The organism is Tateyamaria sp. (assembly GCF_039945315.1).
Lineage (GTDB): Bacteria > Pseudomonadota > Alphaproteobacteria > Rhodobacterales > Rhodobacteraceae > Tateyamaria.
Map to the genome: position 1 here is coordinate 61,739 of NZ_JBDUXB010000018.1, position 21,360 is coordinate 83,098.

At 58.4% G+C, this 21,360-nt stretch carries 21 protein-coding genes; 7 read left to right on the forward strand and 14 right to left on the reverse strand.

Going from position 1 to position 21,360, the window contains the following annotated elements:
* Positions 1 to 41: 41 nt before the first annotated feature.
* On the reverse strand, positions 42 to 1,655 hold the full coding sequence (locus tag ABJD00_RS04745; RefSeq protein ID WP_413830022.1) for a SulP family inorganic anion transporter: 1,614 nt from the start codon (positions 1,653 to 1,655) through the stop codon (positions 42 to 44).
* 590 nt (positions 1,656 to 2,245) lie between these two features.
* On the opposite strand from ABJD00_RS04745, the gene ABJD00_RS04750 reads away from it, so the two are divergent.
* Positions 2,246 to 2,995 (forward strand): alpha/beta fold hydrolase, encoded by a 750-nt coding sequence (locus ABJD00_RS04750; RefSeq protein ID WP_413830024.1) that lies wholly within the window; start codon positions 2,246 to 2,248, stop codon positions 2,993 to 2,995.
* A gap of 88 nt (positions 2,996 to 3,083) precedes the next feature.
* On the opposite strand, the gene ABJD00_RS04755 is transcribed toward ABJD00_RS04750, so the two are convergent.
* Complete coding sequence (locus ABJD00_RS04755; RefSeq protein WP_413829904.1) at positions 3,084 to 3,443, reverse strand: group I truncated hemoglobin; 360 nt, start codon at positions 3,441 to 3,443, stop codon at positions 3,084 to 3,086.
* Between the two features lie 416 nt (positions 3,444 to 3,859).
* On the opposite strand from ABJD00_RS04755, the gene ABJD00_RS04760 reads away from it, so the two are divergent.
* Positions 3,860 to 4,732: an S-methyl-5'-thioadenosine phosphorylase gene (locus ABJD00_RS04760; protein WP_413829906.1), complete on the forward strand. Its 873-nt coding sequence runs from the start codon at positions 3,860 to 3,862 to the stop codon at positions 4,730 to 4,732.
* A 1-nt stretch (position 4,733) separates the two neighbouring features.
* On the opposite strand, the gene ABJD00_RS04765 is transcribed toward ABJD00_RS04760, so the two are convergent.
* Positions 4,734 to 5,438: a DsbA family protein gene (locus tag ABJD00_RS04765; RefSeq protein ID WP_413829908.1), complete on the reverse strand. Its 705-nt coding sequence runs from the start codon at positions 5,436 to 5,438 to the stop codon at positions 4,734 to 4,736.
* Positions 5,439 to 5,509: 71 nt separating this feature from the next.
* On the opposite strand from ABJD00_RS04765, the gene ABJD00_RS04770 reads away from it, so the two are divergent.
* The 3 genes from ABJD00_RS04770 (at position 5,510) to ABJD00_RS04780 (ending at position 8,490) form a co-directional block, all read left to right on the forward strand.
* Positions 5,510 to 6,049 (forward strand): adenine phosphoribosyltransferase, encoded by a 540-nt coding sequence (locus ABJD00_RS04770; protein WP_413829910.1) that lies wholly within the window; start codon positions 5,510 to 5,512, stop codon positions 6,047 to 6,049.
* Positions 6,050 to 6,278: 229 nt separating this feature from the next.
* A complete protein-coding gene (locus tag ABJD00_RS04775; RefSeq protein WP_413829912.1) occupies positions 6,279 to 7,577 on the forward strand; it encodes a DUF3300 domain-containing protein in 1,299 nt (432 codons plus the stop codon).
* A 4-nt stretch (positions 7,578 to 7,581) separates the two neighbouring features.
* A complete protein-coding gene (locus ABJD00_RS04780) occupies positions 7,582 to 8,490 on the forward strand; it encodes a DUF2950 family protein (protein ID WP_413829914.1) in 909 nt (302 codons plus the stop codon).
* A gap of 54 nt (positions 8,491 to 8,544) precedes the next feature.
* Here ABJD00_RS04780 and ABJD00_RS04785 read toward each other — a convergent pair whose 3' ends face one another.
* From ABJD00_RS04785 to coxB, 11 genes are all read right to left on the reverse strand, one after another.
* Positions 8,545 to 9,957, reverse strand: a complete 1,413-nt coding sequence (locus ABJD00_RS04785; RefSeq protein WP_413829916.1) for an FAD-binding oxidoreductase — start codon at positions 9,955 to 9,957, stop codon at positions 8,545 to 8,547.
* Positions 9,958 to 10,012: 55 nt separating this feature from the next.
* Positions 10,013 to 10,843 carry an MBL fold metallo-hydrolase gene (locus ABJD00_RS04790; protein ID WP_413829918.1) on the reverse strand — a complete coding sequence of 277 codons (831 nt, stop codon included), beginning with the start codon at positions 10,841 to 10,843 and terminating at the stop codon, positions 10,013 to 10,015.
* A 63-nt stretch (positions 10,844 to 10,906) separates the two neighbouring features.
* Complete coding sequence (locus ABJD00_RS04795) at positions 10,907 to 11,491, reverse strand: GNAT family N-acetyltransferase (protein WP_413829920.1); 585 nt, start codon at positions 11,489 to 11,491, stop codon at positions 10,907 to 10,909.
* The gene (locus ABJD00_RS04800) at positions 11,491 to 12,753 is read right to left on the reverse strand and encodes a M16 family metallopeptidase (RefSeq protein ID WP_413829922.1); all 1,263 of its coding nucleotides are present in this window, start codon (positions 12,751 to 12,753) and stop codon (positions 11,491 to 11,493) included. The genes ABJD00_RS04795 and ABJD00_RS04800 overlap by 1 nt, the downstream gene beginning before the upstream one ends.
* Before the next feature lie 10 nt (positions 12,754 to 12,763).
* Positions 12,764 to 14,152 carry a threonine synthase gene (thrC, locus tag ABJD00_RS04805; RefSeq protein ID WP_413829924.1) on the reverse strand — a complete coding sequence of 463 codons (1,389 nt, stop codon included), beginning with the start codon at positions 14,150 to 14,152 and terminating at the stop codon, positions 12,764 to 12,766.
* A 5-nt stretch (positions 14,153 to 14,157) separates the two neighbouring features.
* Positions 14,158 to 14,838 (reverse strand): SURF1 family protein, encoded by a 681-nt coding sequence (locus tag ABJD00_RS04810; RefSeq protein WP_413829926.1) that lies wholly within the window; start codon positions 14,836 to 14,838, stop codon positions 14,158 to 14,160.
* Positions 14,839 to 14,913: 75 nt separating this feature from the next.
* The gene (locus ABJD00_RS04815; protein ID WP_413829928.1) at positions 14,914 to 15,735 is read right to left on the reverse strand and encodes a cytochrome c oxidase subunit 3; all 822 of its coding nucleotides are present in this window, start codon (positions 15,733 to 15,735) and stop codon (positions 14,914 to 14,916) included.
* Positions 15,736 to 15,747: 12 nt separating this feature from the next.
* A complete protein-coding gene (locus ABJD00_RS04820) occupies positions 15,748 to 16,323 on the reverse strand; it encodes a cytochrome c oxidase assembly protein (RefSeq protein WP_413829930.1) in 576 nt (191 codons plus the stop codon).
* A complete protein-coding gene (locus tag ABJD00_RS04825) occupies positions 16,323 to 16,484 on the reverse strand; it encodes a cytochrome C oxidase assembly protein (RefSeq protein WP_108838320.1) in 162 nt (53 codons plus the stop codon). The genes ABJD00_RS04820 and ABJD00_RS04825 overlap by 1 nt, the downstream gene beginning before the upstream one ends.
* A complete protein-coding gene (locus ABJD00_RS04830; RefSeq protein ID WP_413829932.1) occupies positions 16,481 to 17,419 on the reverse strand; it encodes a heme o synthase in 939 nt (312 codons plus the stop codon). The genes ABJD00_RS04825 and ABJD00_RS04830 overlap by 4 nt, the downstream gene beginning before the upstream one ends.
* A 57-nt stretch (positions 17,420 to 17,476) precedes the next feature.
* A complete protein-coding gene (coxB, locus tag ABJD00_RS04835; RefSeq protein ID WP_413829934.1) occupies positions 17,477 to 18,358 on the reverse strand; it encodes a cytochrome c oxidase subunit II in 882 nt (293 codons plus the stop codon).
* Positions 18,359 to 18,547: 189 nt separating this feature from the next.
* Here coxB and tldD point away from each other — a divergent pair, with 189 nt between their 5' ends.
* Both tldD and dprA read left to right on the forward strand, forming a co-directional pair.
* Positions 18,548 to 19,969: a metalloprotease TldD gene (gene tldD / locus ABJD00_RS04840; protein WP_413829936.1), complete on the forward strand. Its 1,422-nt coding sequence runs from the start codon at positions 18,548 to 18,550 to the stop codon at positions 19,967 to 19,969.
* Positions 19,970 to 20,210: 241 nt separating this feature from the next.
* Positions 20,211 to 21,359 carry a DNA-processing protein DprA gene (dprA, locus tag ABJD00_RS04845; RefSeq protein ID WP_413829938.1) on the forward strand — a complete coding sequence of 383 codons (1,149 nt, stop codon included), beginning with the start codon at positions 20,211 to 20,213 and terminating at the stop codon, positions 21,357 to 21,359.
* Position 21,360: the final 1 nt, after the last annotated feature.

The window sequence follows — 21,360 nt, forward strand, 5'->3', positions numbered from 1 at the left end:
CCAATCACGATGCACAGCCACCAGACCCAAACGGCCAAGCCTCAGTGGTCGCCCAAAATACCTGTACGCACGCCGTAATCCGTCGCAACCTCGTAGTCCGGGTCGTCGTCACTATCAACGATCAGGTGCCCTGCTTTGGTCAGCAACTTGTGGCAATCATGGGTCAGATGGCGCAACTGCACGCGCTTACCGGCATCCGCATACTTGCCCGCAACCGCCTCGATCGCCTGCAAGGCAGACTGGTCCACCACACGGCTGTCCGCAAAATCAACGATCACTTCGCGCGGGTCGGTCTCGACGGTGAACAGCTCGATAAACCCGGTGGCCGATCCAAAGAACAGAGGACCGTGGATTTCATAAACCTTCGCCCCTGCCTCGGTGACTGAATCGCGGGTCGTAGCGTGGATGCGGCGCGCGTTGTTCCACGCATAGGCCAACGCTGATACGATCACGCCGACGACCACCGCAACAGCAAGGTCTTCCATCACCGTCACGACAGTGACCAGCACGATCACAAACGCGTCCGTCAACGGCACCTTGCGCAGGATTTTAAGCGAGTTCCACGCAAACGTCCCGATCACCACCATGAACATCACACCCACCAGCGCAGCCAAGGGAATGAGCTCGATCACGGATGACCCCACAAGGATAAAGGCCAGCAAAAATAGCGCGGCAGAAATGCCAGCAATGCGCGTGCGCCCGCCAGATTTCACGTTGATCATCGACTGCCCGATCATCGCGCAACCGCCCATACCGCCAAAGAAACCCGTGGCCGTGTTGGCCACACCTTGGGCGATACATTCTTGGCTGGCCCCGCCACGCTGCTTGGTCAGATCACCAACAAGGTTCAGGGTCAAAAGGCTCTCAATCAGGCCAATCGCGGCGAGGATCACGGCATAGGGCAGAATGATCTGCAACGTCTCCAAGTTGAAGGGAACGGCCGGAATATGGAATTGCGGCAGCCCACCCTCAATGCTGGCCAGATCGCCCACACGGGGCACATCCAAACCAAAGCCAATCACGATGGCCGCCACAATCCCGATGCCCGCCAAGGGGGCAGGAATGAACCGCGTCACACGCGGCGACAGCCAGATGATCACCATCGTCAGGCCAACAAGGCCCAGCATCAAATAAAGCGGCAAACCACTCAGCCACTCACCCCCTGCCATCCCATGGCCTGAGGCCTCAGCACTGCCGGGCACCTTGAATTGCGTGAGCTGCGCGAGAAAGATCACGATGGCCAACCCATTGACAAAGCCCAACATAACCGGGTGGGGCACAAGGCGGATGAACTTGCCCCACTGCATGACACCGGCAAAAACCTGGAGCAATCCCATCAGCACAACAGTGGCAAACAGATACTCGACCCCGTGCTGTGCAACCAGCGCAACCATGACAACGGCCAAGGCTCCCGTGGCCCCCGAAATCATGCCCGGGCGGCCCCCAAAAATGGCCGTGATCAACCCCACCATAAAGGCGGCATACAAACCGACCAGCGGGTGTACCCCGGCGACAAAGGCAAAGGCCACAGCCTCCGGCACCAACGCCAGCGCAACCGTCAGACCCGAAAGCAGATCGGTGCGGATTTGGCCGGGCGTCAGCTTGACCTCGCCCGGCGCGATAGAGAAATCGCCAAAACGGGTGGAGGTGCGCATGTTCGAAAAATCGAAAAAGGCCATGGGAATCCTGTCTGCTTGTGGTCCTGCTTTCCGTGGGCCTTAACGGATCACTTCGCGAATAGCCATGCCAGCGCCCAGCCTTTGGGCGTGACGTAACAGGTGCGCTGAAAAAGTCACCGTATTCTTCGATTTACAGGGCAGTTCAAGGTTAACAAAAGGCCAAGATCAGCACGCGTGGCTCGAAAGCATATCCCAAGCGGGGCGAATTCTACGCCAGCCCAAAGGTTTAGTTGCAAGGGGTGGCCAGCCCAAGCGCCGAGATTCTTTGCCTGATAATCAGATGTAACACTGCGGGGCCGTCTGAGTGCGGTCCAACCATGACCTCGGATCAGAGCGGTTAGGCCTACGGCCCTTAGTCGCCGTTCATGTTCATTGCAGCAAACGGCTGCTTTTAGCCCAAAACAGACAGCCGAGTCTGGTCATGCTACGAAAAGATTAAATCGCTTGACCCGAAACGCCGCTTTCTATCAGGGTCGCTTCGGACACGTTCAGATGGGGCGAAGATTACGCTGAATTTCAGAAAGGCAATTGCAACCGTTTTGTTGGCAGTCGCCGCTTTGCTTTCCTTGGGCAATTTTACCGTTGCCCAGACCGCGACACAGCAAGGGTCTGTAAGCAAACCGGTTTTTGTCATGGTTCACGGCACGTTTCAGTGGGCCGGTCAGTATGAACCCTTAAGCATATTGCTGAGGGATGAGGGCTTTGAAGTGGTCGAACTGACTCTGACGGGTCTTGGCGAGAAAGAGCACCTTCTATCAAAGGAAACGGGTCTGTCTACGCACGTGTTTGATGTGTCAAACGCGCTGAGCTGGCGTGATCTAGACAACGTCATCCTCGTTGGCCACAGCTATGGGGGAACCGTGATCACTGGGGCCGCTGCGGAACAGCCAGACCGTATCAAACATCTGGTGTACCTGGATACCGTGCCTGCGGATGACGGCGAAAGCCTGATGACCAGCTTTTTCGACGCGGCCACAAGAGACGAAGTGGATGCGATGGTCGAGAAAGACGGGGACGGATGGCTTATTCCGAAAGACGGGTTGCGCGAAGCATTGCCAACGATGAGACCGCATCCTTTCAAGTCCTACACTGATCGGTTGGCGCTGCCAGACGGCACGCCGGACTTTCCGGGCACAATCATCGTGGCCAACGACAGCAACCCTTTCTTTCAATACATGCGCGCAGTCGAGGCACCGGCCCGTGTCGAAAAACGCGGCTGGAACCTGATCACGGTCGAAGGCCCGCATCAGTTGATGGAGGTAAGCCCGGCAAAAGAAACTGTGGCTGAAATTTTGCTAGCGATCGCCAGAAACTAGGGCAAGGCCCGACGGCTGCTGCGTCCCGCAGAGCGGTCGTTCACCCAGGCTGTAGCGAATGGCTGCTTTGAGCCCAATGCAGACTACGCTATACGCCAACAACCTCCGGACGAAGAGTGTAAAATATATACAGCACTTCCGCTTTTTCTGCGTCGCCCACACCGGAATTTGAAAGTGCCGCCATCAAGTCGTCTACGGCTGCCATATATTCATTGTCAGAAATATTCATGTGTTTGTGGGCACTCAACATGTCCTTTCCATCGTAGACTTGCGGCCCCCCGGACCCCGTAGAAAAGAAATCTGCTGCTTTCTTTTTCATACTATCCGCATCGCTGCCAGCAAACCGAGAAGAAATAAGGGGGTTGGCCATGTGATTATCGACAAGATCGGAGGCGATTTTGGAAATGCCCTTCGTACCGCCAAGGCGATCAAAAAGTGTCGCTGACATCGGTTTTCCTTTATTTTGTGAACAGAGGCTCGTAAATAGCCAGTACGAACAGAGCATTGTCCATAAAGTGGTCTCATAGCAAGGTTTATGCTGCGCATCGCTTGGCGTGGTGAGCCGTCAAAAGCCAAATTCTTTTGGCCACAAAAATGAAAAAAGTAATGTCGGCAATGTCCGCACAGCGGTCACTGGTGCAGGCCAAAGCGAACGGCGGCTTCGTCCCGCAAACCGGTCATTGACGCCAGCCACGACGAATGCCCGCTTTGTCAGAAAAACAAACATAGCGCCCAGAGCCGCACTAGCAAACGACGCCACTCTGTCACACAATCCTGTGCACACTCTGTCCGCACGGGGTGCACGGGTTGTGCATCGTGATTTTGCCTGTTTTAGTTGGTGCGATATCCGCGCAAGAGGCCCCCATGACCAAGACCAAAATCGCCGTAATTGGCGGCTCCGGCATTTATGACATCGACGGGCTCGAAGGCGCGGAATGGGTCAGTGTCGAAACCCCATGGGACGCGCCTTCTGATCAGATTTTGACCGGCACTCTGGATGGGGTCGACATGGCCTTTTTGCCCCGGCACGGGCGCGGGCATGTGCATTCCCCCACCACTGTCCCCTACCGCGCCAATATAGACGCGCTCAAGCGGATCGGAGTGACGGATGTAATCTCGGTCTCTGCCTGTGGATCGTTTCGCGAAGAAATGGCACCGGGCGATTTCGTCGTTGTGGATCAGTTCATTGACCGGACCTTTGCGCGGGAAAAGTCGTTCTTTGGCACCGGCTGCGTCGCGCACGTTAGCGTCGCCCACCCCACCTGCCCGCGCCTGTCACAGGCCTGCATCACGGCGGCCACGGAAACCGGTATTAACGTCCATTCTTCAGGGACTTACCTTGCGATGGAGGGGCCGCAATTCTCGACCCTCGCCGAGTCCAAAATGTACCGGGAAAGCTGGGGCGCGGACGTGATCGGCATGACGAACATGCCCGAGGCCAAACTCGCCCGCGAGGCCGAGTTGTGCTATGCTTCTGTCGCCATGATCACCGACTATGACAGTTGGCACCCCGATCACGGCGAGGTGGACGTCACGCAAATCATCGCCACACTCATGGGCAACGCAGACAAAGCCCGCAGCATGGTAGCGAAACTACCGGGTCTGCTTGGCAAGGACCGCGCCCCCTGCCCCCACGGCTGCGACCGCGCGCTGGAATACGCCATCCTCACACGTCCAGAGGCGCGCGATGTAGCGCTCATGGCCAAGCTTGATGCGGTGGCAGGACGGATACTGTAGCTCAGACACCAACCCGACCAATCAGATCCTCCATCTGATCCGTGCGCAACGCCCCCAGAACGGCATAGCGGCCCACGGCCAGACCTGGCGTACCGATAAAGCCCAAAGTCTTGGCAGCACGGGCAGACGCCAACAACCGGTCCGCGACCACATCGCCACCCATGTCACGGCCCAACCGCGCGCCGTCCAGCCCCGCCGCCTCTGCCACCGTGGCCATCCACGCAGGGGACGGGCGAAACCCATCCGACAACATCTGCGCGTAAAACGCGGCATACCCCCCTTGCAACCCCGCCGCCTCCGCCGCGCGGGCCACCAGCACAGACTGCGGGCCCAATAGCGGCAATTCATGCCAGCTGATCGCGATGTCAGGCGCAGAACCACGGGCAACAAGGCGCCCAATCAAACCACGACAATACGGGCAAAAGAAATCCGAAAAAACAGCAACAGGCACCGCACCGTCCATCCGGTCGCGGTGTACAACAGCGTCAAGATCAGCACCCGGCAAAGCAGGCGGGCCGACGTCCAACCCAATGGTCATCAAATCCGATCCAGAGGCCGCCGAAATCCCACCAAGGACTGCAAATTGCCAACCGGGTGCGGCCGCGACATCGTGAAACTCCAAAACGGGGCGGCGCACGCCAAAAACCTGCCAGCCGGCCACCAACGCCACCAAACCACCCACCGCCATAAGATCGCGTCGCTTCACCGATCCAATCTCCTTGCCTTCGGGCACAGCGTCCCATCACATGGCAACCAGATATGACACGGAGCCCAAGCATGCCAACCAACAAAACCGTGCGCGACTACATCCGCACCATTGTCGACTTCCCACACGAAGGGATCATGTTCCGCGACGTGACCACGCTGTTTGCAGACCCGCGCGGGTTCCGAATGGCGATAGACCAGATGCTGCACCCTTATGCGGGGATGCAAATCGACAAAGTGGTGGGGCTTGAGGCGCGTGGCTTTATCTTGGGCGGGGCCATCGCGCACCAATTGTCCGTGGGGTTTGTCCCGATCCGCAAAAAGGGCAAACTGCCCGGCGCGACGATCTCACAGGCCTACACACTGGAATACGGCGAAGCGATCGTGGAACTGCACGATGACGCCATTCAGGCAGGTGAAAAGATCTTGCTTGTAGATGACCTGTTGGCAACCGGGGGCACGGCAGAGGCCGGGATCAAGCTGATCGAACGGCTGGGGGGAGAGATCATCTCCTGTGCTTTCGTGATTGACCTGCCCGACATCGGTGGGCGGGAACGGCTCGAGTCGATGGGAATGGACGTGCACGCGCTTTGTGAATTTGAGGGCGAGTAATGGCCAAAAAAGTGACGGGAGGCGTTTATAGCTGGCAGGGTCCGTTCATTCGGCGCGAACTACAACTGTGCAACCGGGCAATGGATTGAAAAGATGTTTGAACAAATGGGGTAGTTCACCAGGAGCCAACCACATCCGAGACGCTACTTACCACGGAATCAGCTTACCAGCCGGAAAATTATGGTGTTAGATACAGCTATTACGTCTTCGGATATGGAGGGTTTAGTCTATGTGGAAACCTTTTGGGTGCTTAACAGCCTTTTTGGCTTTGCTAACGTCGACAGCCTTTGCGCAGTCCACTGAAACAGAGGATGCGGAAACCGATGCCGTATCAGAAGATGCGCTTTTAACGCAGGCTGAAGTGGAAAACTTGGTGGCGCCTGTGGCGCTCTATCCCGATACCCTGCTGATTCAGGTCCTCGTTGCCTCGACCAATCCAATGCAGGTGATCAAGGGTGATCGCTTGCTGGCCGTAAATGAAGGCGAAGACCCCGAAACCATCAAAGCGGCGGTCGAAGCAGAAGGTTGGGATGAAAGTGTCGAGGTTCTTGCCGTCGCATTTCCCGAAGTCATCGAAGACATGGCTCTCCACATCGAATGGACTGAAACCATGGGCGACGCGATGCTCGCCCAGACGGACGACGTCATGGCAGCGGTCCAAACCATGCGGACCCAAGCAATCAATTCTGGCGCACTGATCTCGGGCGAGGAACAGGTTGTTGAAGTGACGGAAGAAGAAGACATCGTCATTCAGCCAGCCGACCCAGAGGTCGTCTACGTCCCTCAGTATGATTCCGAAGTCGTCTATGCACAGGACAACAGCGATGTCGTCGGGGACGCCCTGACCGCAGGATTGATTGCCTTTGGGACCTACACCGTTATTGACGCCATCTTTGACGATGACGACGACTGGAATGACTATTGGGGGTGCCGGAACTGCGGTGGATGGGGCGGTGGCCCGATCTATCGCAACCCGGACATCGACATTGATGTCGATGGAAATGTGAACATCGGCAACAACATCGGGTCCGGCAATATCGGCGACCGCCGTCCGGATGGCGGCTGGAAACCCGATGACAACCGCACCAAAGAAGCACGCGACAAAATCTCGACAAAACGGGATGGCGAAGGAAAATCCAAACTGCCCGTAAAGAAATCTGAAAGCAATTCAGATGCCCTGCGCAGCAAACTGTCCGGGGCCACTGGCGCACCTGACATTTCCCGTCCCGGCGCTGCGGTGAAACCGGATGCCGTCCGCAAAACGATGCCAAAATCCAGGGATGGCAATATCTCGCGTGACAACCTCAAAGCGAACGCGCCAAAGGCAAGCAAAGCAAGCAAACCAGCCGCCGCAAAGAAAGCTGCAGTCAAAAAACCTGCCGCCAAGAAGGCCCCAGCCAAGAATGTGTCGAGACCCAAATCGGTTAAAAAGCCCAAGGCGATCAACAAAAAATCAGGTGGGAACAAAGCACGAAAAGCGTCCGGTCGCGGCAAGGCGAGTGGCGGCAAAGCGAGAAGAAGGGGCTGAAGACATGAATGCCATCAAAATTGCAGCAACAGTTACGTTGATCAGCTTTGTCGCGGGGGCGGGCGTTGCCGAGCCTGCGCGCTATGCCACGCCACAAGATGCGCTTGACGCCCTGATGACTGGGTTACGCGCGGCCGACAAGTCCGCCGTACTGACCGTTTTCGGTGAAGACGCGGCAGACTATCTGTCCGAAGGTGATCCGGTAGAGGATCAGATTAATCGGTTGGCCCTGATTGGCCTTTATCAAGAAGGGTATCGGTTCGAACCCCAAGAGGACAATTCAGTGATGATCGCCCTCGGAGTTGAGGGCTGGCTCTTTCCGGTCCCGATTGCCAAGGGTGCAGAGGGGCAGTGGTCTTTCGACAATGAAGCAGGGCGCGAAGAAGTGCGTTTGCGCGAAATTGGCGGAAACGAGCTCGAAATCATTGAACTTCTGGACGCATATGTCGATGTCCAACGCAACTTTCGCCAGACGGACATGGATGGCGACGGGGTCATGGAATTCGCGCAACAAGTGATCTCTTCTTCGTCCGAAGCAAGAGACGGTTTGTTTTGGCCCGAAGAAGATACGCTGCTGGGTGAGCTCTTCGCCCGCGCGTCAGCGACGGGATATAACGACGGCACTTCCGATCAACCACCAGAGCCGTTCTTTGGATACTATTTCCGCGTTCTGACCGAACAGTCCGATGCCGCGCCGGGCGGCGCCATGAGCTACATCGTCAATGGCAATATGGTGGGCGGGCACGCCATGCTGGCCGTTCCCGCAGTCTATGGCGAAACAGGTCTGCACAGTTTCATGGTGTCGGAAAACGGCGTGATCCTCGAGGCGTTACTGGGAGAGGACACCCTTGAACTGGCGTCTGAGATGACGGCATTCGATCCAACAGATGAATGGACGCCCGTAACGGAGTGATCCCTTTGGGATTGCGCAGTATCCGCCCATGGAGCCACATGGGCGGATACTGCGTCAGGTGCGCAGAACAGCGCCCGGGTTCATTATGCCCAGTGGGTCCAGTGCCCCCTTGATCGCCCGCATCGTGGTCAGTTTTGTTGGATCGCCATAGCGCTCCAGGTCATCGACCTTGAGCCGTCCGATTCCATGTTCGGCGCTCACCGACCCGCCCATCTCATGGACCAGATCATGGAGCACCCTGTAGACCTGTTCCTTTTTGTTTCCATAGTCCGCCCGGCTTTTCCCCGGCAGAGGGAAGACATTGTAGTGCAGGTTTCCATCCCCAACATGGCCGAAACAATTGATCCGGAAATCACCCAATGCCGCGAGCCGCGCCCCACCCTCTTCGATGAAATCTGCCAACACCCCAAGCGGTAGAGACATATCATGCGAAGATATCGCCCCGATGCGCCGGTTGGCCTCGGGGATACTTTCGCGGATGGTCCAGAAATCTGTGCGCTGGCCCTCGTTCTGGGCGATCATCCCATCAGCCACCAACCCCGCCTCAAGCGCCGTTTCAAACAGGTGCTCAAGTGCGGCCTCGGCCGAAAGCCCCCCCGACAACCCCAATTCGATCAGCACGCTCCACTGGGGCGCCTCTTCCCACGGGTTGCGTACCTGCGGCATCGTCTCAGCCAGAAATGCAAAACCTTGGCCGTTGATCAGTTCAAAGGCGGTCACACTTTCCCCGACCTGATCACGCGCCATGGCCAGCAAGGACAGCGCCGCACGCGGCGAAGTTACTTGCAACAAAGCCGTGCCCCGATGCTGAGGTTGCGCGAACAATTTCAATGACGCGGCAGTGATGATGCCCAGCGTTCCTTCGGCCCCGACCAAAAGATTGCGCAGATCATAGCCAGTGTTGTCTTTGCGCAGCCGACTGAGCCCGCGATAGATTTCGCCCGACGGCAGTACGGCTTCGATCCCCAGGCACAGATCGCGTGCATTGCCATAGCGCAAAACCGCCGTCCCCCCGGCATTGGTAGACAGAACGCCACCAATGCGCGCAGATCCTTCGGCTGCCGTCGACAGAGGGAAAAGCCGGCCCGCATCGCTTGCCGCAGTTTGCACATCTGCCAGTACCGCACCCGCTTCCGCCACCAAGACATTCTCGTCTGGAAACACATCCCGGATGGCCGTCATCCGATCAAGGCTCAGGATCAGCGGCAAAGGTCCGTCTGGTGCCAACTGCCCGCCAACCAACCCGGTGCCGCCACCGTAGGGAATGACGGGCACGTGGGCCGCCGCCGCTGCGCGGACCAATGTAGCAACCTCTTCGACGCTGCGCGGGCGTGCCAGCAACCCCGCCGCGCCGTGATAACGCCCCCGCGGTTCTTGCAGATGCCCCGCATCCGGTTCAGCGAACCTGTCCGCAGGCAAGGTTTTGCGCAGATCCGCCGCGCGTTCAGGTGTCAATGAATTCAGCATGACCCGGACCCTTTTGGAGACTGTGGTGGCACCAGCTTTGGCGCGGTGCCTAAGGCTACTCAGCTTGTACTGTCAGCCATGCCGGGCGCAACACCATAATCGTGGGCCTGCTTGGCAGCCGATCAAGCGACACGTCCAGTGCAGGACCACCCACGTCGACCACCTGAAACGTGTCGCGCATCCCGTCGAGGAAATGGTTCAGCGTGAAGTCCCCGAACCAATGCATCGGGATCACGATGGAGGAGCGCAGGCGATCAATAATGCGCATCATAGTGGGTAGGCTCACAGTGTTGCCGCCATCCACCGCAGCCATAACCACGTCAAGGCGCCCGATGGCGGCATATTGTTCGTCGTTGGGTTCATGATGCAGGTGCCCCAGATGCCCAATGCACAGACCTGCCACCTCAAAGACGAAGATCGAATTTCCGTTATCCTCAATCCCCGACCACTCCGACCGGATGTCGGTAGATACATTGCGCACCAGCACCTCACCCAGATCGACACGGTGATCGATGCCCTGTCCAAACTCACCCCACCCGGGCAAAACATGCGGAATGGCTGGGTCAGGAAAGGCCGTCCAGTGGGTCTCATGTGCGTGGTTCATGGTCACAACATCCGGGATCATCGGAGCAGACCCGGTAAAGCCCGTGTAATCCGTCACCATGTTCAGCCCTCCGGCCGTCCGGATGAGGAAAGAGGCGTGGGCGATGTAGTGAATACGTACGGTTTCGGCGGCCACATCGACATTGTAGCTGGCCTTGTGGACGTACTGTGCCCCGTTGATATCATTTGCCAGCGCAATACAGTGGCTGGGCGCGCGGGTCTCCTGTGCGGCGAGCGTGGCCGGCAAAAGCGTGAGGACAAGAAGGAGCACGACGGGTCGCATGGTCTGAGCTTAGAGCGAAAAAGCAGTTTTTCAAAAGTATTGGCGAAATTCTGTGTCAGAATTTCATCCCGCGTCAGTTCGACCGCGCCGATCCATACGCAGACTTGCGTAAAGAACATGCGTTCTCCAGCGCCCGTCAATCTGAAGATAGCTTTGGGCGACGCCCTCATATTTGAACCCGCAGGTTTCCAGCAATGCCCTTGAGGCGGCGTTCTCCGGCAGGCAGGCGGCTTCGATCCGGCTGAGGTCAAGGCGGGTGAACGCATGGTGCACCACAGCCAGAATCGCCTCGCGCATGTACCCTTGCCGGGCAAATTGCACGCCCGTCCAATACCCAAGGGTGCCTGCCTGTGCCGGGCCGCGCCGGATGTTATCAAGCGTGATCGCACCCATCAGCGCGTCATCCTTACGTCGGAACAGAAACAGCGGCAGGGCCGTCCCCGCGGAAACGGATCTTTGTGCCCAATACACGCGATTGGTAAAGGCCTTGCGGGTCAGATGATCGCTGGCCCAGCTTGGCTCCCACGGGGTCAGATGGTCCGCGCTTGCTACCCTGAGCGACGTCCAGGGACGGAAGTCAGAATGAGACGGCGGGCGCAGCGACATGCGCTCGGTCTCGATCTGCAATTTCCGTTTTGTTAGCAGCATCAGGCGGCGCGGCGCTCCTCTAGAGCATCCCGGCTCGGGGCTGCGTCCACCGGGCCATAAAGCGCCATGGCCATCGGTGCCTTGCACGCCATCTGCTCGGCAAAGTCACGGACGTCTCGGACAGTGATCGCATCAATCAATGCTACGCTCTCTTCCAAGGGTGGCACACGGTCCCAGATTTGCACTAATCGGGCCAAGCGTTCTGCACGGTTGGATGGGCTTTCCAACCCCATCAGCAGCCCCGCCTTCATCTGTGTGCGCGCACGGTCCACTTCAGACTGACTGATATCACCCGCGGCTCGTTTCATCTCGTCGACGGTGATAGTGGCAAGGTCCGCAATCTGGTCCGCTGACGTTCCTGCATAGATCGTGGTCATGCCGGTATCCGCATAGGCTCCGGCCTGGGCGAAGATTGTGTAGCACAGTCCCCGGTTCTCGCGGATTTCCTGAAACAAGCGCGAGGACATGCCGCCTCCGAGGGCACTAGCGTAGACTTGCGCCGTGTAAATTGCGTCGTCCCTGTAGCCCGGAGACTCAAAGGCCAGAGCGAAATGGGCTTGTTCCAACGATTTTCCCTGACGAACCTCACCGCCCGCAAAGCGTGCCGTATCCGCGATCAGCATAGGGCGACGCGGTAGTTGGCCAAAGGCCTCTTCGGCCATCCGCACAAGCGCGTCGTGATCGACGGCTCCTGCTGCGGACAGGATCATCTGTTCGGGGCCATAGTGCTGACCAACAAAGCGGGACAGATCAGAGCGATCAAAGGCCGAAACACGTTCGCTTGGTCCAAGGATCGTGCGGCCAAGGGGTTGTTCGGGATAGGCCTGCTCTTGCAGCCAGTCAAAGATCACATCGTCAGGCGTATCGAGCGCCTGCCCGATCTCCTGCAGGATCACGCCACGCTCGACCTCAATCTCACCTTCGTCAAAAATGGGGTTGAGCAGGATGTCCGACAGAACATCCAAAGCCAGCGGCACATCGTTTTCCAGCACACGCACGTAGTAGGCCGTCACTTCGCGGCTGGTATAGGCGTTGATATAGCCGCCAACGTCCTCAATGGCTTCGGCGATTTGCAACGCAGTTCGCTTTTGCGTGCCTTTGAACGCCATATGCTCCAGAAAATGCGCGATGCCGTTCTGATCGGGCGCTTCATGCCGTGCACCTGCACCCACCCAGATGCCGATAGAGGCCGAGGCGAGGCCGGGCATATTCTCAGTAACGATGCGGAACCCGTTGGACAGGGTATGTGTCTGCGTGCTCAATTCAGTGATCTCATTTCGCGCGGTGTTCCTTGATATGGTCCTTGAGTGCCTGAAGGTCATTGGGCACCCGGGTCAGCCGTTCTGGACGCTCATACAGGTCTGCCATGCGGGGGGGAAGAGGGGGACGTATGCCCGTCGCTGCCTCGACTGCATCCGGGAACTTGGCCGGATGCGCGGTGGCAAGCGTGACCATTGGTGTGCCAGCCTCGATGTGGCTAGCGGCAACGTGGACCCCTACGGCGGAATGCGGGCACAATAACTCGCCCGTGTTCGCCAGCGTGCGGGTGATCGCTTGGCTTGTCTCGCCCTCGGATGCACGCCCGGAGTCAAAATGATCCTGCAAGGCCTGCATCGCGCCTTGGCTTACCTCGAACCCACCTGCCTTAAGCTCATCCATCAACTGCGCCACAGCCCCGCCATCGCGCCCATACGCGTCAAACAGCGCGCGCTCAAAGTTGGAGCTGACCTGAATGTCCATGGACGGGCTGATTGAGGGGATCGTATCGCCTTTGTGATACCCCTGCCCCGACAGCGCGCGATGCAGAATGTCATTCTGGTTGGTCGCAACTACCAACCTGTCGATGGGCAACCCCATACGTTTGGCAATGTAGCCGGCAAAGATGTCGCCGAAATTACCCGTAGGCACGGTAAAGCTGACCTTGCGTGTTGGCGCGCCAAGCGATGCAGCGGCCGAGAAATAATATACCACCTGCGCCAGCACCCGCGCCCAGTTGATCGAATTGACCCCGGCCAGCTTCACGCCATCGCGGAATTCAAAGTCGTTAAACATGTCCTTGAGGCGGGCCTGACAATCGTCAAAGTCCCCGTCGAGCGCCAACGCATGCACGTTCGCCTCAACCGGCGTCGTCATCTGGCGGCGCTGCACCTCACTCACGCGATTGTGCGGGTAAAGGATGAAAACATCCACGTTGTCCAGCCCCCGGAACGCCTCGATGGCGGCCGACCCCGTGTCTCCTGAGGTTGCGCCCACAATCGTCACCCGCTCGCCGCGGCGCGCAAGGGCCGTCTGGAACAGCTGGCCGATCAGCTGCATTGCAAAGTCTTTGAACGCCAAAGTCGGCCCGTGGAAAAGTTCGAGCAGGAAGTGGCCCTGATCCAGTTGCACGAGCGGTGCGCGCGCTGCGTGGCCAAAGCCTGCATAGGCGCGGTTAATGCAGCCCCTGAATTCCGCATCGGTGAAGGTGTCGCCGACGAAGGGACGCATCACGGTATAGGCAATCTCTTCGTAGCTTTGCCCAGCCATCCCGGCGATGGAATGGGCGTCCATCTGGGGAATTGTTTCAGGCACATAGAGGCCACCATCGCGGGCGAGACCAGTCAGCATAGTGTCCTCAAAGGTCAAGCTTGGCGCCTGCCCCCGGGTCGAGATGTATTGCATCGCTCTTAGCCTTTCGCGACGGGGCGGCGGGTGCGCCGCAGGAAATACAAAGTCATGCCCACCCAGATGACGGCCAGCGAAAACCAAGTGATGGCGTATTGCAGGTGATCGTTGGGAATGCCAGCACTGTCTACAGGCCAGGGCGTCACGCCAAGGTCTGTTTCCGGCGCATCACGCAGGACGACCAGCACCGGATCGGTGCCAAGCGCCGCGGCCATGGCAGGCACATCACGGGCAAACCAGATGTTGCCTTTGGTGTCCGGGTCCGGCGTAAACCCGTCCGCCTCTTGCGGAGCATCGAGGTTGCCAATGAGTGTAAGCAAGTCTTGGGACACGTCCGACACGTCGCGTGCCTGCAGCTGCCAGCCCGTGTCGATCAGAATGGAAGCTCCGTCATCGGTGCGGAACGGGCGAATAATGCGGTAAACGGCGCCTGTCGTCTTGCGCGACGCGAGTATGCGGATATGCGACCGCCCGAAATGGCCGGTGATCTCGACCGGGGCATAGCGAAGGAATTCCGGATCAAGCGCCTCAGCCAGTGGCACAGGGTCCGCACTGATCTGCGCCTCGATGCGGGCCAGCATGCCCTGTTTCCACACCAGACGCTGGATTTGCCAAACGCCGAGGCTGACCAGAATAGCCATCCCGATCAACCCTATTGTCAAAAGAAACCAGAGGCGCCCCATCGGCAGCGTGTCCCCGTTTAACGTGAAAAGCGCGCGGAACCCGCGCGCTTTGTCTGTGCCAAGTGTGGCTGCGGCTTAATGGGTGCCGGGCATCTGTGCCACGCCCCAGATATAGACGGCCAGGAACAGGAACAGCCAAACAACATCAACGAAGTGCCAGTACCATGCGGCAGCTTCAAAACCGATGTGCTTTTCAGCGGTGAAGTGACCCTTCATCGCGCGCAACAAGCACACGAACAGGAAAATCGTGCCGATGATCACGTGCGCCCCGTGAAACCCAGTAGCCATGAAGAATGCAGAGAAGAACGTGTCGTTGCCGAATTCCCAGCCTTTGTAGAGCAGGTAGGAATATTCGTAGGCCTGCAGGCAGGTGAATGCGACGCCCAGTACAACCGAAATGGCCAAACCGTTGATCACATCTTTACGCTGGCCGCCGTGCACAAGCGCGTGGTGCGCCCATGTGACAGCACAACCCGAAAGCAAAAGGATCAACGTGTTGATCAGCGGGAGGTGGAACGCATCCACATGGTAGATTTCGGGGCGGACATATGTGGTGCCCACATATTCGCTCATCGGATAGATAGCGTCTTTGAAAAAGGCCCAGAACCAAGCGGCAAAGAACATGACCTCAGACATGATGAACAGGATAAATCCGTAGCGCAGACCGATACGCACGACAGGCGTGTGATCTCCGATCCGGCTTTCTGCTACGACGTCAGTCCACCATCCGAACATGACATAGAGTACCGCGACGAACCCAGCCAGAAACAGGAACGGTGTAACATCGTGCATCCAAAGGACGGCGCCAAACAACATAGAAAAACCGGCCAAAGCGCCAAGCAAAGGCCACGTTGATGGCGAGAGGATGTGATAGTCGTGATCTTTTGCGTGGGCCATGTGTCCCGTCCCTTAGTTCAGATTTGTATCGTTGGCCTGTTCCACAGCTGCATAGCCTTCGGGCAGGTCGATTTGGTAAAACGTATAGCTGAGTGTGATCGAGTGCACGTATTTTGCGTCCCGATCGGTGACAATTTCTGGATCGACGTAAAACGTAACAGGCATCTGGACGCGTTCGCCCGGCGCCAGAACCTGCTCTTCAAAGCAGAAACAGTCGATTTTCGAAAAGAAGCCGCCAGCCTCATACGGGGCGACGTTGTAGCTGGCTGATCCGGCAATGGGGCGGTCCGTGGGGTTGTAGGCCTCATAAAATGCCAGCCCGGTCTCTCCGATCCGCAATTCCATTTCGCGCACGACAGGTTTGAACTCCCACGGCATGCTACGCTCGAGCGACGCGTCAAAGCGCACCTTGATAGTTTGCTCAAGAATTTCGTCCGAGGCCACTTCGCTTACGCCAGTCGTCCCACCAAATCCGGTGACCCGACAAAACCAGTCATAAAACGGCACAGATGCCCACGCGAGCCCGCCCATGAAAACAACAAGGCTGAGGGTTTGGACAACCGTCTTTGCGGGACCGGACAAACGCATCACTGCCCTTCCTCGATCCGGGGCATCTCGAAATCGCCGCCTGTGATCTTAACGAAGGTCAGCGCAAGGATCAGCACCACAAAAGCGGCCAGCATCAGCCCAACGCCGATATTACGGCCCTTGCGGCGCTGGTGGATTTCATGCTCGGCGCGGATGCTCATGCCCAGATACCCCAAGCGGCCGGCAGCAGCGCCTCAACCAGAATCGCACCGAAGTGCAGGAACAGATACCACAGCGACAAGCGGAACACGGATTTTTCGACTTTGTAATCGTCCGCCTCAGCCTGCGTCTCGTCCCGACGCCAGATGTCATAAGCCCCTTTGAGGAACAGCGCATTCAGCACCAGCGCAACCGCCAGATAGACAGGACCACCGATAGAGGTGAAAGCCGTTCCAACGGCAAGCACAACCAGCGGGATCGTGTAGGCTAAGATATGCTTACGCGTTGACTTACGTCCGTGGGTCACCGTCAGCATGGGCACGCCAGCGTCGTCGTAGTCAGACTTCATGAACAGTGCCAGCGCCCAGAAATGGGGCGGCGTCCACATAAAGATCAGCGCAAACATCAACCACGGCTCGATCGACATCGACCCGGTTGCGATTACCCAACCGATCAAAGGGGGAAACGCGCCCGCGGCCCCACCAATTACAATGTTCTGCGGCGTCAGGCGCTTCAGCCACATCGAATAGATCACCAGATAGAAAAAGATGGTGAAGGCAAGCAGGCCAGCTGCCAACAGGTTGGCGCTGAGCGCCAGCATCATCACCGACATACCAGACAGCGCAAAACCGAATACTTTTGCTTCATCCGGTGTGACTTTGCCCGACGGAATTGGCCGTTTAGACGTGCGGCGCATCACGCCGTCAATGTCCGCATCCCACCACATGTTCAAAGCACCGGATGCCCCTGCCCCAATGGCGACGAACAAAATGGAAGCGAACGCAATAACAGGATGGACCTGCACAGGTGCCGCCAACAGACCGACAACAGCCGTAAAGACCACCAACTGCATCACGCGCGGCTTCAGCAGGGCGAAATAGTCACCCAAAGATACCTCGGCCTCTTGCGGCTGGGACTGATAGCTTATGTCGGTCATCGGCACCCTTGCGGTTCAGCGGCGATGTAGGGCGAAGAGAACCTCCGCCTTACAGGATCAGTTGGAAGCGACAGTCAGTGACTTCGGCGTACCTGCGAATTCTGCCTTCGCGTCGGCCAGCCATGCGGCATAGGCCTCTTCGCTCACCACTTTGACGGTGATTGGCATGTAGGCATGGGCGATACCGCACAGCTCGGAACACTGCCCGAAATAGATCCCTTCCTTTTCCGCTTCAAACCACAGCTCGGCGAGACGACCAGGCACAGCGTCCTGCTTCACACCAAAGGCCGGGATGGTCCAGGCGTGGATCACGTCTGCTCCGGTCACTTGTACAACGATGGTTTTTCCGACTGGGATGACCATGGCGTTGTCCGTGGCGAGAAGGAAATCCTCGCGGGCATAGCCAGCTTCAACCAGTGCAGCTTCAGTTTCGGGCGTCAGCGAGTTGTCCCCGCCTGTGGCCGGTGCACCGATCATGTAGGCGTCAAAGCCAAAGCCTTCGTCCACATACTCATAGCCCCAGAACCATTGGTATCCGGTCGCCTTGATTGTGATGTCTGCCTCAGGGATCTCTTGCTGATGGAACAGCGTGGGCAAGGAAAACGCGCCGATGAACACAAGAATCACAATCGGAATAGTGGTCCATGCAATTTCGATAGGCGTATGGTGCGTGAAGGTCGCAGCCTCCGGGTTGCGCTTGCGGTTGTAGCGGATAACCACCCACGCCAGCAGGGCCGTCACGAACAGAGTAATCGCCGTAATAATGACCAGGATCATACCATCCAGCCATTGCAGGCGGCGCGCCACTTCGGTGGCGGCAGGCTGAAAGCCCATGGCGCCGTCCACTGGGCGGCCAATCACTTCGAGCCCATCCTGGGCCCAAGCGGGGGCAGCGGCCATAGCGGCACACAAGCCCGATATCGAGAAAAGCTTTTTCATGTCGTCGTCCTGATCTTTTTGGAGCGATCCTTGGGATGCCGAGAGGGCGAATACGCGCACCGCACCTTCCCCCCGTTGTATTGGTGACACTTACAATCATATCTGTGTCACAAGATAAAGACTTAAGGGGCGCGTCAAACGGACGCTTGCAGGGTTTCTTTCCCACCCCAAACTGCGCAGGAGCATACCATGACAGACGCCCCATTCGCCCCTCTGGACACAGAAGTGGACCGTGACACAGCTCTGGATGTGCTGCGCGCCGCCACAGAAGGGGCCGATGATGGAGAGTTGTTCTTTGAACAACGCCGCTCCGAAGCACTGGTTTATGACGACGGACGCCTGAAAACGGCCAGCTATGACGCCGCCAAGGGGTTTGGCCTACGTGCAGTTCGGGGTGAAGTCTCGGGCTACGCCCATTCGACTGAGATCAGCGAAACTGCTTTGCGCCGCGCTGCAGATACGGCGCGTCTGGCCGTTGGTGATGGTGGGGGCATGATGGCGGATGCCCCGCAGGCGACCAATCGTCATCTCTATACCGCAGACGATCCCATCGCGGGGGCGACCTTTCCAGTCAAGCTTGAAACCCTGAAGGAGGTCGATGCCTACCTGCGCGATCTTGATTCGCGTGTCGTTCAGGTCTCCGTATCGCTGGCTGCGTCGCTGCAAGAGATCGAAATCCTGCGTGCCGATGGCCACACCGTGCGCGACGTGCGCCCGATGAGCCGTCTCAACATCTCAGTCATTGTCGAGGCCAATGGCCGCCGCGAAAGCGGCAGCGCCGGAGGTGGCGGAAGGGTCGGCCTTGACGGGTTGATCGACCGCGCTGACTGGCAGGCCAAGGCGCGTGAGGCTCTGCGTGTGGCTGTGGTCAACCTCGATGCGGTCCCTGCCCCGGCTGGCGTGATGGACGTGGTCTTGGGCCCCGGCTGGCCCGGCATCCTGTTACACGAGGCCATCGGTCATGGGCTGGAGGGGGACTTTAACCGCAAGGGCAGCTCAGCCTTTGCAGGTTTGATGGGCCAGCAGATTGCAGCGCCCGGCGTCACTGTACTAGATGACGGTACAATTCCTGACCGACGCGGGTCCATCACCGTGGATGACGAAGGCACACCTTCGGCCAAGAACATATTGATCGAGGACGGGGTACTGGTCGGCTACATGCAGGACCGCCAGAACGCGCGGCTGATGGGCGTGGCTGCGACCGGCAATGGGCGGCGCCAAAGCTATGCTCACGCGCCGATGCCTCGTATGACGAACACCTACATGCTGGGCGGTGAAATCGCCCCCGGTGACATCCTGGCCGACCTGAAGGATGGCATTTACGCTGTCGGGTTTGGCGGCGGACAAGTGGACATCACAAATGGCAAGTTCGTCTTTTCCTGCACTGAAGCCTATCGCGTTGCAAACGGCGTAGTGGGTGCGCCCGTCAAAGGAGCCACACTGATCGGAGATGGGGCCACTGCCCTGAAACAAATCCGCGCGATCGGGAACGACATGGCGCTGGATCCCGGTATGGGCAATTGCGGCAAGGCCGGACAGTGGGTGCCTGTGGGGGTCGGTCAGCCGACCCTGATGATTGGTGGGCTAACGGTAGGTGGTTCAGCCGCCTGATACCTGCAGCGAGTCGCAAGTTGTCAATGCACGGTTAACGGTGGGTGCATCTAACTCGCTATTTTGGGGGGAGTACGCGGGATAGGTATCGTTCCGCGTCAGTTCCGATCGCTATAAAGTTGTATGGAATAGCCGAGCAAAATCAATGCGCAACAGGTTTTCCATTCATTGGTCAAGTTCCCTTCACCCCTTGTTAACCTTGCGGAATCTATAAGAATTACAGCAACGGACGGAGCAACGGATGACTGAAAAGGATACCCATCCTTCTTCCACTCACCCCCCACTCCCACCCACCTCGGAAGATGACCAGTTCTCATGTCTTCGTCTGTTGCGCTCACGCCGGGTCGGCATATCGACGTATCAACGTCTGCTGATTGAACACGGCACCGCGCAAAACGCGCTGGCCGCGCTGCCTGAGGTGGCGCGCGCCGCGGGCGTTTCGAAATACACCGTTTGCCCCGAAGGCGTGATACATGCCGAGCTGAAGGCAGGCCGTGCCGCAGGCGCGCAGCTGATCGCACAAGGCAGCCCGGACTATCCCGACATTTTGAACGATTTGCGCGATGCCCCGCCTTTTTTGTGGGTCATTGGTGATGTCGGCTCACTCAACAAACCCGCGATCGAGCTTGTGGGCGCGCGCAACGCCTCGTCCTTGGGCACTCGCATGGCACGCGGATTGGCGCGCGATCTGGCGGCCGCCGGGTATGTGGTTGTCTCCGGCCTTGCGCGCGGCATTGATGCTGCCGCCCATCTGGCGACACTCGACACCGGCACCATCGCCGTGCAGGCCGGCGGAGTGGACACGATTTATCCCGCTGAAAACGCCGAACTTGCGCACAACATCGCCTTGAAGGGAGCGCGGATCAGCGAACAACCGATGGGCCTGCAACCCATGGCGCGTCATTTTCCGGCGCGCAATCGATTGATATCTGGGCTGGCCCAAGCCACCGTCGTGGTTGAGGCCGCGGCAAAATCTGGCAGCCTGATCACGGCACGCGACGCCCTTGATCTGGGACGTGACGTGCTGGCCGTACCGGGCAACCCGTTGGATGCCCGCGCATCCGGTTGCAACATGTTGATCCGGGATGGGGCCACTTTGGTGCGGGACGCCGCTGACGTGCTTGAGGCACTGGCCCCCATTACACCGCGCGCGCCCGAATTGCAGTTGGAACCACCCACCGAACGCGCCCAGGACACCCGAACATTGCAGGAAACCGCCACACTCCACAGTGAGATCCTGTCGCGCCTCGGCCCCTCACCTTTGGCCGAAGATCAGTTGATCCGCGACATAGGCGCTCCACCCTCAAGCGTGACCCCGGCACTGGTCGAGCTGGAACTGGATGGCAGCATCAATCGCGCCCCCGGCGGCCTTCTTTCGCGCACCAGTTAGA

Coding starts and splice junctions, on each gene's coding strand:
- ABJD00_RS04830 (WP_413829932.1), bottom strand. CDS start 17,419: ATGACCGACATAAGCTATCAGTCCCAGCCGCAAGAGGCCGAGGTATCT.
- ABJD00_RS04820 (WP_413829930.1), bottom strand. CDS start 16,323: ATGCGTTTGTCCGGTCCCGCAAAGACGGTTGTCCAAACCCTCAGCCTT.
- ABJD00_RS04760 (WP_413829906.1), top strand. CDS start 3,860: ATGACCAAGACCAAAATCGCCGTAATTGGCGGCTCCGGCATTTATGAC.
- ABJD00_RS04775 (WP_413829912.1), top strand. CDS start 6,279: ATGTGGAAACCTTTTGGGTGCTTAACAGCCTTTTTGGCTTTGCTAACG.
- ABJD00_RS04755 (WP_413829904.1), bottom strand. CDS start 3,443: ATGTCAGCGACACTTTTTGATCGCCTTGGCGGTACGAAGGGCATTTCC.
- ABJD00_RS04780 (WP_413829914.1), top strand. CDS start 7,582: ATGAATGCCATCAAAATTGCAGCAACAGTTACGTTGATCAGCTTTGTC.
- tldD (WP_413829936.1), top strand. CDS start 18,548: ATGACAGACGCCCCATTCGCCCCTCTGGACACAGAAGTGGACCGTGAC.
- ABJD00_RS04785 (WP_413829916.1), bottom strand. CDS start 9,957: ATGCTGAATTCATTGACACCTGAACGCGCGGCGGATCTGCGCAAAACC.
- coxB (WP_413829934.1), bottom strand. CDS start 18,358: ATGAAAAAGCTTTTCTCGATATCGGGCTTGTGTGCCGCTATGGCCGCT.
- ABJD00_RS04810 (WP_413829926.1), bottom strand. CDS start 14,838: ATGGGGCGCCTCTGGTTTCTTTTGACAATAGGGTTGATCGGGATGGCT.
- dprA (WP_413829938.1), top strand. CDS start 20,211: ATGACTGAAAAGGATACCCATCCTTCTTCCACTCACCCCCCACTCCCA.
- ABJD00_RS04825 (WP_108838320.1), bottom strand. CDS start 16,484: ATGAGCATCCGCGCCGAGCATGAAATCCACCAGCGCCGCAAGGGCCGT.
- thrC (WP_413829924.1), bottom strand. CDS start 14,152: ATGCAATACATCTCGACCCGGGGGCAGGCGCCAAGCTTGACCTTTGAG.
- ABJD00_RS04795 (WP_413829920.1), bottom strand. CDS start 11,491: ATGCTGCTAACAAAACGGAAATTGCAGATCGAGACCGAGCGCATGTCG.
- ABJD00_RS04770 (WP_413829910.1), top strand. CDS start 5,510: ATGCCAACCAACAAAACCGTGCGCGACTACATCCGCACCATTGTCGAC.
- ABJD00_RS04790 (WP_413829918.1), bottom strand. CDS start 10,843: ATGCGACCCGTCGTGCTCCTTCTTGTCCTCACGCTTTTGCCGGCCACG.
- ABJD00_RS04815 (WP_413829928.1), bottom strand. CDS start 15,735: ATGGCCCACGCAAAAGATCACGACTATCACATCCTCTCGCCATCAACG.
- ABJD00_RS04745 (WP_413830022.1), bottom strand. CDS start 1,655: ATGCGCACCTCCACCCGTTTTGGCGATTTCTCTATCGCGCCGGGCGAG.